Here is a 13311-nt window from a genome sequence, read left to right on the forward strand (position 1 = left end):
CGTGGGGGCCGTGGGTGACGGCGTTGTCATGGGAACCTCCGAGGGCTGGGAGACGTCCTTGCGACGGTACGCGAGCAGCGGCCGCCCAGGGCAGAATGACGCCTATGCCAACCGAAGCCATTCTCATTGCCACGATCGCCGTCCTGACGATCGCCGCGGCGAACGCGCTGGGACCCCGGGTGGCGATCGCACCGTCGCTGATCTTGGTCACCGGCGGACTGCTCGTCGCGCTGCTGCCCCAGGTGGACGTGATGGTCGAGCCGGAGTGGATCCTCGTCGGAGTGCTTCCGCCGCTGCTGTATTCGGCGGCGGTGTCGATGCCGACGATGGAGTTCCGGCGCAACCTCACCTCGATCGCCGGGCTCTCCGTGAGCCTGGTGGTGCTCAGCGCCGTGGTGGTCGGCCTGGTGGTGCACGCACTGCTCCCGGAGGTGTCGTTGTGGACCGGGATCGCCATCGGCGCCATCGTGTCGCCGACCGATGCGGTGGCCACCCAGATGGTGAAGAAGCTCGGCGCGCCGAGCCGGGTGGTCGCGATCCTCGAGGGGGAGAGCCTGCTCAACGACGCGAGCGTTCGTCCTGCTGCGCACCGCATTGGCCGCCACCGCGATGAGCGTGTCGATCGGCGGCGCGATCGGCAACTTCGCCTGGGCGATTGCCGCGGCGGTGGTCGTCGGCTTCGTCGTCGGCAAGGCCAACCTGTTCATCGCGTCGAAGATCAGCAATGCCACGGTGACCACGGCGGTCTCCTTCACCGTTCCCTACCTGGCCTACCTGCCGGCCGAGCATTTCAAGGCCTCGGGCCTGGTCGCGTCGGTGACGGCGGGAATCGTGACCGGGATCGGTTCGGCCCGCTATCTCACCGCGGCCCACCGGATGGCGGAGATGCAGAACTGGCGGACCATCGAGCTGCTCCTGGAGGGCGGCGTGTTCCTCCTGATGGGCCTGGAGATGTCGTCGTTGATCGACGACGTCCGCAGCGACGGCGGGCAATTCCGCAACGCGGTGATCCTGGCCGCATTGCTGCTGGCGGTGGTCCTGGTGGTCCGGGCGTGTTTCGTCGGGCCGATGGCGGGGCTGCTGCACCGGCGCGCCTCGCGCGCCGACCAGCTCGCCATCCGGCTGCGCGAATACGGCGACAAACTCTCCGGCGACGTCTCGCCACGGGTGGAGCGGCGGATCAACCGCAAGCTCGCCGACCTCGACTACTTCGTCTCCTCGCCGCTGGGGTGGCGCGAGTCGACGGTTGTGGTGTGGGCCGGGATGCGCGGCGCGGTCACCGTCGCGGCGGCGCAGACCCTGCCGATCGGCACGACGTCGCGCTCGTTGCTGGTCCTGGTGGCGTTCTTCGTCGCCCTGGGTTCATTGCTGGTGCAGGGGCTGACCCTCGGGCCGCTCGTCCGATGGCTCGGCGTGACCCCCGACGACCAGGAGATCGAGGCCGAGCGGAACGCGCTGCAGGTCCGGTTGCGCGGGGTGATCGAAGACGACTTCGCCGATCGGTTCGCCGCCGACCCCGAACACTTCCGCCGGGTGCGCGACGCCGTCGTGCGCTCCGAAGACTCCGAGGACGGGACGGTCCGCCGGATCGGCCGCACCGAGTTCGCCATGTTGCGCCAGGTGATGATCGATGCGCAGCGCAGCGAACTGCTGTCCCTGCGCGAAGAAGGGCAGTTCAGCTCCCAGGTCCTCACCGAGGCGCTCGCCCGTCTCGACGCCGAACAGATCAGCGTCGACCTCTACCGGTGAGGATCAGTCCTGGGTCAGTCCGAGGACGGTCGGGCCGACGCTCATGAACAGCAGCAGCGTGGTCATCAGGAGGAACCACAGCAGCCCCTGCCACACCGGCCAGCGGTCGTCGGCCTGCCACGCCCGGTAGGTCCGCACCCCCGCCGCCACCGCGCCGATCAACGTGATCAGCGGGCAGGCGGCGAGAAGCAGGGTCCGCGGCGTCCCGGTCACCGCGACCCCGGCGACCATAGCGACCGAGGCGAGTGCGACGGTGACGCAGCCGTGGATGAATGCGCGGCGGACCGTCGGGTCGGTGGTCACGGTGAACGGCTCCTCAGGCTGTGTGGGGCGGGCTGGGATGGGTCGACGCGCCGCGGATCAGGTGGCCGCGAGGTGAACAGCGGGCCTCCGCAAGCCGTCGGGGACCGGGCAATTCGTCCCGATTCACCCTACGTCACGGTACTTCGTTTGACGGCCGGTGTGGCCGGGACAACGATGGAGTGACGACCCGCTCACGCGGCGCCGCAACGCACCCATTCGAGGAGAGGCCCACATGCCAACCATCGTCGTCGGAGTCGACAGCACCGAAACGTCTTTGCACGCCGCCCGTTGGGCCGCGTCGCTCGCGGCGCGCGAGGAGTCGGAGTTGCACATCGTCGGCGCCTACGACGCCAGCACGAGCAACTATGCGCCGGGCCTGGTGATCCCCCAGGAGGTCGTGGAGGCGATCGCCAGCGAGGCCAAGGATGCGGTCAAGAGCGCGGCGGCCGCGGTCCTGGAGGCCGAGCCGGACGTCCGCGTGCGCACCAGCGTCGGCGAGGGCGACGCCGCCCGGACCCTGCTCGAGGTCGGCAAGGACGCGACCGCCATCGTCATCGGCACCCGGCGCCTCGGCAGCGTCCGCGGCCTGCTGCTCGGTTCGGTGGGCATCACGATCGCCGCCCACTACCACGGCCGCGTGGTCGTCGTCGGCGACGAGATCACCAACGGTCCGGTGGTCGTCGGCGTCGGTGACACCCCCATCAGCGACCCGGCGGTGCAGGAGGCCTACCGGCAGGCCGATTCGCTGAAGGTGCCGCTCGTCGCGGTCCACACGTGGGCGCAACTCGACGCCGACGCCCTGCACGGATTCGGGATCGAGCCCGATGCGGTGGAGCGGATGAGTGCCGAGGCGACCGAAGCGGTCGCGGAGCGGTTGGCCGGATACGCCCAGGACTACCCGGACGTGACCGTCGAGCGCGTCGTCGTGCCCGACGACCCGGGCAAGGCGATCATCGCCGCGGCCGATGCGCGCAAGGCCTCGCTCATCGTCGTAGGCAGCCGCGGCCGGGGCGGGTTCAAGGGACTGCTGCTGGGTTCGACCAGCCAGAAGGTGCTGCAGCACGCGGCGACCCCGGTGATGATCGTCCGCGAGTGACCCCGCGGGGCCGGGGGCTCTGCCTATGGTGGATCGGTGGAAACCGACCCGATACGGAACGAAGTCAACCGACCCCGAGCTGATCGACCCCGACTCGACATCGCCGTCTTCGGCGGCACCGCGGCCATCGTGCTCGCCTTTGTCGTCTGGGGGATCGCCGCACCGCATTCGATGCGGGAGACGACGAGCACCGCGATGCGGTGGGTCACCGCCAACCTGGGCTGGCTCTATCTGGTCTCGGCGAGCGGATTCGTCGTCTTCGCCCTGGTGATCGCGTTCACCCGGTACGGGCGCATCCCGCTGGGACGCGACGGCGAGGCGCCGGAGTATCGGACGATCAGTTGGATCGCGATGATGTTCGCCGCCGGGATGGGCATCGGCCTGATGTTCTTCGGCGCCTACGAGCCGCTCCTGCACTATCTGCAGGAGCCGCCCGGGGCCGCGCTCAAGGCCCCGCCGGGCACCCAGGCCAACCACCTCCCGACGGCGATGGCCACGACCATGTTCCACTGGGGGTTCCACCCGTGGGCGATGTATGCCGTGGTCGGCATGGTGCTGGGCTATTCGACCTACCGCAAGGGCCGTGGACAGCTGTTGTCGGCCGCTTTCGCACCACTGCTGGGCACGCGGCGGGCGCACGGCCCGGTCGGCAAGGTCATCGACGGGCTGGCCATCTTCGCGACGCTGTTCGGCACGGTCGCCTCGCTGGGCCTGGGGGCATTGCAGATCGGTTCCGGGCTGGAATCGGTGAGGTGGGTGTCGAGTCCGTCGAAGATGCTGCTGGTCGCCATCATCGCGGTGCTGACCGCGGCCTTTGTCGCCTCGGCCGTGTCGGGGGTCGCCAAGGGGATCCAGTGGCTCTCCAACACCAACATGGTCCTCGCCCTGGTGCTCGCGGTCTTCGTCTTCGTCGTCGGCCCGACGGTGTTCGTGCTCAACGTCATGCCCACCGCGCTGGGGGCCTATCTCGACCAGATCATGGCGATGGCGGCGCGCTCCTCGGCGACGGTGGACGCGGCCGGCGAGAAATGGCTCGCCGACCAGACCATCTTCTACTGGGCGTGGTGGGTGTCGTGGACGCCGTTCGTCGGGCTGTTTCTGGCCAAGATCAGCCGGGGCCGCACGATCCGCGAATTCGTCGTCGGCGTCATGGTCGTGCCGACCTCGGTCTCGCTGGTCTGGTTCGCCATTTTCGGCGGGACGGCGATCCGCCAGCAGAACGAGGGGGCCGGCTACCGCGTCGGGACCTCCGGCGACGAGGAGGACCTGCTGTTCGAGGTCCTGCGGCACCTGCCGTGGACTCCGATCGCCTCGCTGCTGGTGATGGCGCTGGTCGCGATCTTCTTCGTCTCCGGGGCCGACTCCGCCTCCCTGGTCATGGGCACCCTGTCGCAGCGCGGCGCCCACGAACCGAGTCGGTGGGTCACGGTCTTCTGGGGTGTGCTGACCGGTGGGGTTGCGGTCTTGCTGCTCGTGGTCGGCGGCGGCGAAGACGGCACCGACGGTCTCACCGGTGTCAAACAGATGGCGATTCTGGCGGCCTTGCCCTTCGTCGTCGTCATGATCGGGCTGTGCGTGTCGTTCGTCCGCGACATCCGGCGCGACCCGATGATCACGACCAGCTCGGCAGCCAGATCTCCTGATGCCAGTGGAGTTTCGTGATCGGCACCCCGGCCAGTACCGGCCACAGCCAGGCGAAGTTGAGGACCACCAGCGCCAGGTAGACCGCCACCGCCGCCAGCACGAGGATCTGGCGGTCCGGTGCCCCGCCGTCGGCGCGCCGGGGCAGGGCGGCGGCCCACCGCAGCGCATCGCCGAGACACAGGGCGATCAGGACGACCAGGAACGGCGTCATCAGCGTCGCGTAGAAGAAGTACATCTGGCGGTCGATGGTCAGGAACCAGGGGGCGAAGGCCGCGCCGTAGCCGAGGAGGGCGACGCCGTAGCGCCAGTCGCGGCGGCCGAGGAAGGCCCACAGCGACCAGGCCAGGACCGGTAGGGCCAACCACCAGATGGCCGGGGTGCCGATCAGCATCTGGACGCGCGCGCAGTCGCCGTCGCCGCACCGGTCCGGTCCGGTCTCCACCGCATAGAGCATCGGCCGCAGCCCCATCGGCCACGTCCACGGTTTGGACTCCCAGGGATGGTGGTTGCCCGCCGAGCTGGTCAGACCCTCGTGGAACCGCAGGATCCCCGATTGGTAGTACCAGAGCGACCGCCACGCGGCCGGGACCCAGCCGAACGCCCCGGTGCCCGATCCGGTCTCGTGGTAGCGGTAGACCGAGGTCTCCGAGGCGAACCAGGGGGCGAAGGAGGCGAGGTAGATCAGGATGGGCATCACCGACAGGCTGGCCGCCGACGGCACCAGGTCGCGGCGCAGGACCCCCAGCCACGGGCGGCGGACGCCGTAGGCGCGCCGGGCGGCGACGTCGAAGGCCAGCGACATCAGGGTGAAGGCCAAAACGAAGTAGATCCCCGACCATTTCGTGCCGCAGGCCAATCCGAGCATCACCCCGGCGGTGAACCGGTACCAGCGGAACCCGAAGCGGGGGCCGAAGTCGGAGTCGAAGCAATCGGCGGCGAAGCGGCCCCCGTTGCCCTTCGCGGCCCGATGGGCGTCGTCGAGGCGGCGGCGCATCTGGTCGCGGTCGGCGAGCAGCGCGGCGAACGCGGCGACGATGAAGAACGCCGCGAAGATGTCGAGCATCCCCATCCGGGACTGGACGAACAGGACCCCGTCGCAGATCGCCAGCAGCCCGGCCATCGCGCCGACCAGCGTCGAGCGGGCGATCCGGCGTGCGATGCAGTAGACCATCACGACGATGCCAATGCCGCACAGGGCCGGCAGGATCCGCCACCCCATCGGCCCGTATCCGAAGACGGCCTGGCCCAGGGCGAGCAGCCACTTGCCGACCGGCGGGTGCACGACCAGGCCGTAGGCCGGGTTGTCCTCGATCCAGTTGCCGCCGGTGAGGACCTGCCACGCCTGCGGGACGTAGTGCTTCTCGTCGAAGACGGGGGTGCCCTTGTCGGTCGGATGGGTCAGGTCCCACAAGCGGGTGATCGCGGCGAGTGCGGTGATGACGAGTCCCACGACGAGGCCGCGGCGGCGGTCGTCGGCGCCGAACACCGGCTCCGGGAGGGTTCGCCCGGGGCTGCGGCCCAGGTCCTCGGCCAGCTCCGCGCCGGTGTGCGACCACCCGCCCGCCGACCCGGTCGGGGGCGACGGCACGACGAGCCAGCTGCCCGTGGCGTTGTCGTCGGCGGTCGTCACCCGGTCGATGGTAGTGGGCGCCGCCCCGGGTGCGCCTAGGCTGGTCAACCATGGGTACCGGTCGAGCACAGCGGGGCGAGGGGGACGGGTCCGTCGGGACGCTGGTGTTGGCGGCCACGCCGATGGGGCAGTACGACGACGCGTCGCCGCGGTTGCGCGCGGCGCTGGCCTCCGCCGACATCGTCGCCGCCGAAGACACCCGCCGCACGCGGTCGCTGGCCGCCGGACTCGGCGTCGCCATCACCGGCACGGTGGTGAGCTACTACGACCAGGTCGAGGCCGCCCGCACCCCCGGACTGGTCGAGGCGGTGGCGAACGGGCAGACGGTGCTGGTGGTCACCGACGCGGGCATGCCGTCGGTCAGCGACCCGGGGTTCCGCCTGGTGGCCGCGTGTGTCGATGCCGGCCTGCCGATCACCTGCCTGCCCGGACCGTCGGCGGTGACGACCGCCCTGGCGGTATCGGGCCTGCCGTGCGAGCGGTTCTGCTTCGACGGTTTCGCGCCGCGCAAGTCCGGCGCCCGGCGGAAGTGGTTGGCGCAGTTGGCCACCGAGCCGCGCACCGTGGTGTTCTTCGACTCCCCGCACCGGCTCGCCGACACCCTGGCCGAGGCCGCCGAGGTGCTGGGGGCCGATCGCCGCGTCGCGGTGTGTCGCGAGCTGACCAAGACCTACGAGGAGGTTCGCCGCGGCGGCCTGGCGGAGGTGGCGCAGTGGGCCGCCGGCGGGGTGCGCGGCGAGATCACCGTCGTCCTGGCCCCCGGCGAGCAGGCGCCGCCCGACGCGCAGGACCTGGTGGACCGGGTGCGCGACCTGGTCGAGGGCGGGCTGCGCCTCAAGGAGGCGTGTGCCCGGGTCGCCGAGGAGACCGGGACTTCGAAGAAGGCGCTGTACGACGCGGCGGTGGCGTCGGACTAGCCGGCCGTCAGCGGCCGACGATGGCCGCGGCCTTGTCCAGGCACTCCTGCCATTCGCGGGCGGGGTCGGAGTCGGTGGTGATGCCACCGCCGACGCCCAGGCGCATGGCGCCGTCGGGATCGATCTCGACGGTGCGGATGGCCACCGACAGGTCCAGCTCGTCGTCGGGACCGGCGATGCCCACCGCGCCGCAGTAGACCCCGCGCGGCAACTGCTCCCACTCGCCGATCAACCCGGCCGCCGCGATCTTCGGGGTGCCGGTCACCGATGCGGGTGGAAAGCAGGCGTCGAGGAGGGCGTCGTTGCCGACGGCGGCGTCGAGTTCGGCGCGCACGGTGGAGACGAGGTGCCAGACCCCCGGCGCGCCGATCACGGTGAGCAGTTCCGGCACCGTCACCGAGCCGACCGTCGCGACGCGGCCGAGGTCGTTGCGCACCAGGTCGACGATCATCACGTTCTCGGCCACGTCTTTGACCGAGGTCGCCAAGCCCCCGGGGTCGGCCGTCGCCGGAGCGGTGCCCTTGATCGGCGACGAGGTGACCGCCCCGCCGCGGCGGCGCAGGAAGGATTCGGGGGAGAAGCTGGCCACCGTTCCCCAATCCCCTTGCAGGAAGGCGGATTTGCGGGGCGCGGTGGCGGCGGCGACGTCGCTGAAGAAGGTCAGCGGCGCACCGTCGAGGTGTCCGTCGATCCGGGTGCAGACGCAGACCTGGTAGATCTCGCCGGCCCCGATGGCGGCCAGGGCGTCGGCGACGGCGCGCCCGTGGTCGGCCCGCCGCCGGTCCGACGGCTCGACCCAGTGGGCGCGGGCCGGCTCGCGGTGCGGGGCGGTGGCGGTGAGCGCGTCGGACACCCAGTCCGGGCAGCGCGCGCCGGTCACGTCGGTGTAGTGCCACTGCCCGTCGCGCAGCAGGAGGACCGCGTCGGTCAGCCCGCCGACCGCGGCGGGCAGGGCGGCCGACGCGGCGTTCACGGGGAAGCCGAGGTATCCGATCCAGAACCGGTCGGGGTGATCCGGCGGGGCGAGCCCGGCGACGAGTTCGAGCGACGGGGCGATCACGGCGTCGGCGTCGAGCCAGGAGCCGATGAGCGCCGCCGGCGGTGCCAGCCCGGCCTCGCGCGTGCGACGGTGCAGCGTCGCCAGCACGTCGAGCGCGCTGGGGCTCACCGGGTCAGTCCCGCGCGGGCGCCTCGAGGCGCGGGAAGACGGGGGTGGGCGCGGGCAACGCCGTCCCGGGGACCAGTCGCTTCTCGACCGCGGTGAAATCGCGGTCGGTGGCGGGGACGGCGAACTGGTCGAGGATGGTGCCGCACGACTGCGGCATCACCGGCTGGGCCAGCAGGGCGACGATCCGCACGACCTCGGCGCAGACGTAGAGGACGGTACCGGTCCGCTCCAGATCTGTTTTCGCCAGCTTCCACGGCTCCTCGGCCGAGATGTAGCGGTTGGCCGCGGCCAAGGCCTGCCACAGTGCTTCCAATCCCAGGTGGATCGCCTGGGAGTCGAAATGGGTGCGGACCGTTCCGAGCAGCTTCGCCGCGGTGGACAACAGTTCCGCGTCGTCGTCGGTGTAACCGGCCGGGCCGGGCAGCACGCCGTCGAAGTACTTGCCGATCATCGACGCGGTGCGCTGCGCCAGGTTGCCGAACTCGTTGGCCAGATCGGCGTTGATGCGTGCGACCATCGACTCCGCCGAGTAGGAGCCGTCCTGGCCGTAGGAGACCTCGCGCAAGAAGAAGTAGCGCACCGGGTCGAGGCCGAACGCGTCGATCAGATCACCCGGGTCGACGACGTTGCCGACCGACTTGCTCATCTTCTCGCCGTTGTTGAACAGGAAGCCGTGGGCGAAGACCCGCTTGGGCAGTTCGATTCCGGCGCTCATCAGGAAGGCCGGCCAGTAGACGCAGTGGAACCGGATGATGTCCTTGCCGATGACGTGCAGATCGGCCGGCCAGTAGCGGTCGAAAAGCGCGTCGTCATCGGGGAACCCGGCGCCGGTGAGGTAGTTGGTGAGGGCGTCGACCCACACGTACATGACGTGGCCGGGGTCGTCGGGGACCTGGACGCCCCAGTCGAAGGTGGTCCGCGAAATGGACAGGTCGGTCAACCCGCCGCGCAAGAAGCTGAGAATCTCGTTGCGCCGGGTGTCCGGGCCGAGGAACTCCGGATGCTCGTCGTAGAGCGCCAGCAGGCGGTCGGTGTAGGCCGAGAGGCGGAAGAAGTAGGTCTGCTCCTCGGTCCAGGTGAGGAGGTGGCCGTTCTCGACCGCGACCCGCTCACCGTTCTCGTCGACGTGGGTGTCGTCCTCGCCGACGAAGGTCTCGTCGCGGACGTCGTACCAGCCGGAGTACTTGTCGAGGTAGATGTCGCCGTTGGCCGCCATACGGTTCCAGATCTCCGTGGACGCCCGCTTGTGGTCGTCGTCGGAGGTGCGGATGAACCGGTCGAAGCTCGAGCCGAGACGGCGCTGCAGTGCTTCGAACTCGTCGGAGTTGCGGGTCGCCAATTCGGCGGTCGGGATGCCCTGGGCCTGGGCGGTCTGCTGCATCTTTTGCCCGTGCACGTCGGTGCCGGTGAGGAACCGGACGTCGAAGCCGTCGAGGCGCTTGAACCGTGCCAGGGCGTCGGCGGAGATGTATTCGTAGGCATGCCCGATGTGGGGGGCGCCGTTGGGATAGGCGATCGCCGTCGTCAGGTAGAACGGACGGTTGTCGCCATGCGAGGGGTGGCTGGCCATAATGCCCGTCAGATTACTCGGGACGCTTGTACGGTGCGCAGCCCGGCGGTGCCTTCGGCGGTGCCAGTGCCGGGTGCTCGGGGATCGCCATGGTGACCGGCGCCTTCTCCAGCACGAACTCCTCGCCGTGATGGGCGAGCGTGATCGGCGGCCCGGTCAGCAGTCGGTACGTCGCACTGTCGCGGTCGATGGCCACGACGATCGACGAGTCGCGGACGATCATGCGGAACGAGAGGTAGTTCAACCGCTCCGGCAGGCGCGGTGCGAAGGTGACCTTGCCGCCGAAGTCGCGCATGCCGCCGAAGCCGGCCACGCAATCCATCCACGCCCCGGCCAACGCGGCGATGTGCAGGCCGGATCCGACGTTGGCGTGCAGGTCGTGCAGGTCGGTGAAGACCGACTCGCACATGAGGTCGTAGGCCAGGTCCAGGTAGCCGACCTCAGCGGCCACGACGGCCTCGCAGCACGCCGACAACGAGGAATCCCGCACCGTCAGCGGGTAGTAGTAGTCGAAGTTGCGCTTCTTGACCTCGTCGTCGAAGGCGTCGCCGCGGGTGTACATCGCGAACACCAGGTCGGCCTGCTTGACGACCTGCTTGCGGTACAGGTCGTAGTACGGGTAGTTCAGCAGCAGCGGGTAGCGGTCCTTGGACCCCTCGAAGTCCCACTGGCCCAGCAACGTGAACGATTCGCACTGCTGGTGGATGTTGAGCTGGTGGTCGTAGGGGATCGTCATCGCCTCGGCGCAGGCCTCCCAGCGGGCCGTCTCCTCGTCGGTGACCCCGAGGGAGCGGGCCACATCCGGCTGGCGCCGGGTGGCCTCGACGGCGTCGCGCAGGTTCTGCTGCACGGCCAGGTTGGTGAACACGTTGTTGTTGACCACGGCGGTGTACTCGTCGGGACCGGTGACCCCGTCGATGCGGAACAACCCGTTCATGTCGAAGTGGCCCAGACCGGAGAACAGCCGCGCGGTCTCCACGAGCAGTTCCACGCCGCATTCGACGTCGAACTGTTCGTCGTTGGTGGCGTGCAGGTAGCGGGACACCGCGTTGGCGATGTCGGCGCTCACGTGCACCCCGGCGGTGCCGGCCGGCCAGTAACCCGAACACTCGTCGCCGTTGATCGAGCGCCACGGGAACATCGCGCCCTGTTGCCCGAGTTCGGCGGCCCGCGCCTTGGCCTTGTCCATGGTGGCGTGGCGCCACCGCAGTTCCTCGCCGGCCGCGGCGGGCAGGGTGTAGGTCAGCATCGGCAGGACGAAGCTCTCGGTGTCCCAGAAGGCGTGCCCGTCGTAGCCGGGGCCGGTCAGCCCCTTCGCCGGGATCGCCCGGGATTCGCCGCGGGCGCCGGCCTGCAGCACGTGGAACAGGGCGAAGCGGACCGCCTGTTGGAGTTCGGGGTCGCCGTCGAGCTCGATATCGGCGTCGTGCCAGAAATCGTCGAGGTAGGCCGTCTGGTCGGCGACCAGTTCATCCCACCCGGTGTCGACGGCCAGCGCCAATGCCGCCTCGACCTGGGCGCGCAGCGCCGGCACCGAGCGCCGGGCCGACCAGCCGTAGCCGATGTACTTGGTCAGCGTGAGTTTCTGCCCGCGCGGCACGGTGGCCGAGATCGTCAGGCGCGCCAGGTCGCCGTCCGCGCGGATCGAGGTCTGCGCATCCGAGGGCAAGTCCACGACGTGGTCCATGCCGGCCGCCATGTGCAGCTGCGAGTTGCGGGTGTGGTGGGCCAGCACCGCCGAGTAGTCGCGGCAGTCGGCCAGGTCCGCCACCAACGGGGACTCGAGGGCGGCCGCCAGCCGGGGGTCGTTGCCCGGCAGCGGAATCGGCTCGTTGGCCAGCAGGTCGGACTGCAGGACGAGGGTCATGTCCTCCGACAGCGGTTCCACCTCGTAGTGGATGGCGGCGATGGCCCGCTTGGTGAAGCTCACCAGCCGCTGCGAACGGATGCGCACGGTGCGCCCCGTCGGCGAGGTCCACACCGTCTCCCGCCGCAGCGTCCCGGTACGGAAATCCAAGGTGCGCGAATGGGATTCGGTGGTGCCGTAGCGCAGGTCCATCGGCTCGTCCTCGACGAGGAGCCGGATCACCTTGCCGTCGGTGACGTTCACGACGGTCTGCCCGGACTCGGGGTAGCCGTACCCAGATTCGGCGTAGGGCAGCTCGCGCAGTTCGTAAAACCCGTTGAGGTAGGAGCCGGGCAGTTCGGTCGGCTCGCCCTCCTCGAAGGTGCCGCGCAACCCGATGTGCCCGTTGGACAAGGCGAACAGCGACTCGGTGCGCGAGAGCATGTCGACCCGCAAGCCGTTCCAGGTGAGCTGCCACGGGTGGACCTCGAAGCCCATCTCGCGGACCGGGCCGTGGGGATCGGGGTGCGGGTGGGTCATTGCGGGTCTCCTTCCGAGGAATCCTCGTCGCGCAGTTGGTCGAAGCTCGTGACGACGGCGGTCGCCCCGGCCCCGGCCAGCGCCTTGGCGTGGGCACTGGGTTGGGTGGCGCTGGTGGTCCGGTCGATCCCGACGACGGCGGCGAAATCGCCGGCGGATCCGGCGGCGACACCGGAGACCGCGTCTTCGAAGACCACCGCGGCCCCGGGTCCCACGCCCATCAGTTCGGCCCCGAGGAGGAAGGAGTCCGGCGCGGGCTTGCCGGCGAGTCCCCGGTCGGCGATGACGTTGCCGTCGACGCGGACCTGGACGAACTCGGTCAGGCCGGCGGCGTCGAGCACGGGGGCGCCGTTGCGCGACGACGTCACCACGGCGATGCCCAGGCCCGCGTCGCGGGCCGCGTGCAGATAGGCGACCGCATCGGGGTAGGCGGTCACCCCGTCGCGGTCGAGGATGGCCAGGAACCGGTTGTTCTTGTCCTCGCCGAGAGCGGCGACGGCGTCGCGGTCCACGGTGACGTGCCGGGCGGCGAGGAAGGCGTTGATGCCGTCCTCGCGGGGTCGGCCGTCGACGTGGGCGAGGTAGTCGTCGGTGGTGAACGGGGCGGGCTGATTGCCGTCGTCGTCGACGGTGTGGGCCAGGAAATCGTTGAAGGCCTCGGTCCACGCGGTCAGGTGTACCGATGCCGTGTCGGTCAGCACGCCGTCGAGGTCGAAGAGTGCGACGGTGATGGATTCGGGCAGCCCCAGCATTGGAGTCACGCTACGCGAAACCCAGGTGCCGCGCGCGCCGTGACGCAGGGATTCGGCGCAGTGTTAGCACCGCCACCCCGCGCCCGCATGACCGAC

9 protein-coding genes and 1 pseudogene are annotated in these 13311 nt (G+C 70.1%); 4 read left to right on the top strand and 6 right to left on the bottom strand.

The window, feature by feature from the left end; genetic code table 11:
- Positions 1 to 104: 104 nt before the first annotated feature.
- Positions 105 to 1749, top strand: a pseudogene (locus tag nbrcactino_RS05290) (cation:proton antiporter).
- 3 nt (positions 1750 to 1752) lie between these two features.
- Here nbrcactino_RS05290 and nbrcactino_RS05295 read toward each other — a convergent pair.
- Positions 1753 to 2052: a hypothetical protein gene (locus tag nbrcactino_RS05295; protein ID WP_161926409.1), complete on the bottom strand. Its 300-nt coding sequence runs from the start codon at positions 2050 to 2052 to the stop codon at positions 1753 to 1755.
- Between the two features lie 232 nt (positions 2053 to 2284).
- Between nbrcactino_RS05295 and nbrcactino_RS05300 the strand changes: the two genes are divergently transcribed.
- A complete protein-coding gene (locus tag nbrcactino_RS05300) occupies positions 2285 to 3148 on the top strand; it encodes a universal stress protein (RefSeq protein WP_161926410.1) in 864 nt (287 codons plus the stop codon).
- A 36-nt stretch (positions 3149 to 3184) separates the two neighbouring features.
- Positions 3185 to 4810: a BCCT family transporter gene (locus nbrcactino_RS05305; protein ID WP_228460690.1), complete on the top strand. Its 1626-nt coding sequence runs from the start codon at positions 3185 to 3187 to the stop codon at positions 4808 to 4810.
- On the opposite strand, the gene nbrcactino_RS05310 is transcribed toward nbrcactino_RS05305, so the two are convergent.
- Complete coding sequence (locus nbrcactino_RS05310; protein ID WP_228460818.1) at positions 4761 to 6326, bottom strand: dolichyl-phosphate-mannose--protein mannosyltransferase; 1566 nt, start codon at positions 6324 to 6326, stop codon at positions 4761 to 4763. The two genes, nbrcactino_RS05305 and nbrcactino_RS05310, sit on opposite strands and share 50 nt — an antisense overlap.
- 146 nt (positions 6327 to 6472) lie before the next feature.
- On the opposite strand from nbrcactino_RS05310, the gene rsmI reads away from it, so the two are divergent.
- Positions 6473 to 7339, top strand: a complete 867-nt coding sequence (rsmI, locus tag nbrcactino_RS05315) for a 16S rRNA (cytidine(1402)-2'-O)-methyltransferase (protein ID WP_161926412.1) — start codon at positions 6473 to 6475, stop codon at positions 7337 to 7339.
- A 7-nt stretch (positions 7340 to 7346) separates the two neighbouring features.
- Here the strand turns inward: rsmI and nbrcactino_RS05320 are convergent, their stop codons facing one another.
- The 4 genes from nbrcactino_RS05320 to nbrcactino_RS05335 are packed head-to-tail and all read right to left on the bottom strand — an operon-like array spanning position 7347 to position 13215.
- Positions 7347 to 8507 (bottom strand): aminodeoxychorismate synthase component I, encoded by a 1161-nt coding sequence (locus tag nbrcactino_RS05320; protein ID WP_161926413.1) that lies wholly within the window; start codon positions 8505 to 8507, stop codon positions 7347 to 7349.
- Positions 8508 to 8511: 4 nt separating this feature from the next.
- Entirely contained in the window at positions 8512 to 10077 is a 1566-nt protein-coding gene (metG, locus tag nbrcactino_RS05325) for a methionine--tRNA ligase (protein WP_161926414.1), read from the bottom strand.
- Positions 10078 to 10090: 13 nt separating this feature from the next.
- Positions 10091 to 12463, bottom strand: coding sequence for a glycoside hydrolase family 65 protein (locus tag nbrcactino_RS05330; RefSeq protein ID WP_161926415.1), 2373 nt, complete (start codon positions 12461 to 12463; stop codon positions 10091 to 10093).
- On the bottom strand, positions 12460 to 13215 hold the full coding sequence (locus nbrcactino_RS05335; protein ID WP_186343307.1) for an HAD family hydrolase: 756 nt from the start codon (positions 13213 to 13215) through the stop codon (positions 12460 to 12462). The genes nbrcactino_RS05330 and nbrcactino_RS05335 overlap by 4 nt, the downstream gene beginning before the upstream one ends.
- Positions 13216 to 13311 lie beyond the last annotated feature (96 nt).

Source organism: Gordonia crocea (genome assembly GCF_009932435.1).
GTDB classification, from domain to species: domain Bacteria; phylum Actinomycetota; class Actinomycetes; order Mycobacteriales; family Mycobacteriaceae; genus Gordonia; species Gordonia crocea.

What these genes read in the sequence shown, in the direction of transcription:
- nbrcactino_RS05335 (WP_186343307.1), bottom strand. Translation starts at nt 13,215, where the DNA reads ATGCTGGGGCTGCCCGAATCCATCACCGTCGCACTCTTCGACCTCGAC.
- nbrcactino_RS05330 (WP_161926415.1), bottom strand. Translation starts at nt 12,463, where the DNA reads ATGACCCACCCGCACCCCGATCCCCACGGCCCGGTCCGCGAGATGGGC.
- rsmI (WP_161926412.1), top strand. Translation starts at nt 6,473, where the DNA reads ATGGGTACCGGTCGAGCACAGCGGGGCGAGGGGGACGGGTCCGTCGGG.
- nbrcactino_RS05300 (WP_161926410.1), top strand. Translation starts at nt 2,285, where the DNA reads ATGCCAACCATCGTCGTCGGAGTCGACAGCACCGAAACGTCTTTGCAC.
- metG (WP_161926414.1), bottom strand. Translation starts at nt 10,077, where the DNA reads ATGGCCAGCCACCCCTCGCATGGCGACAACCGTCCGTTCTACCTGACG.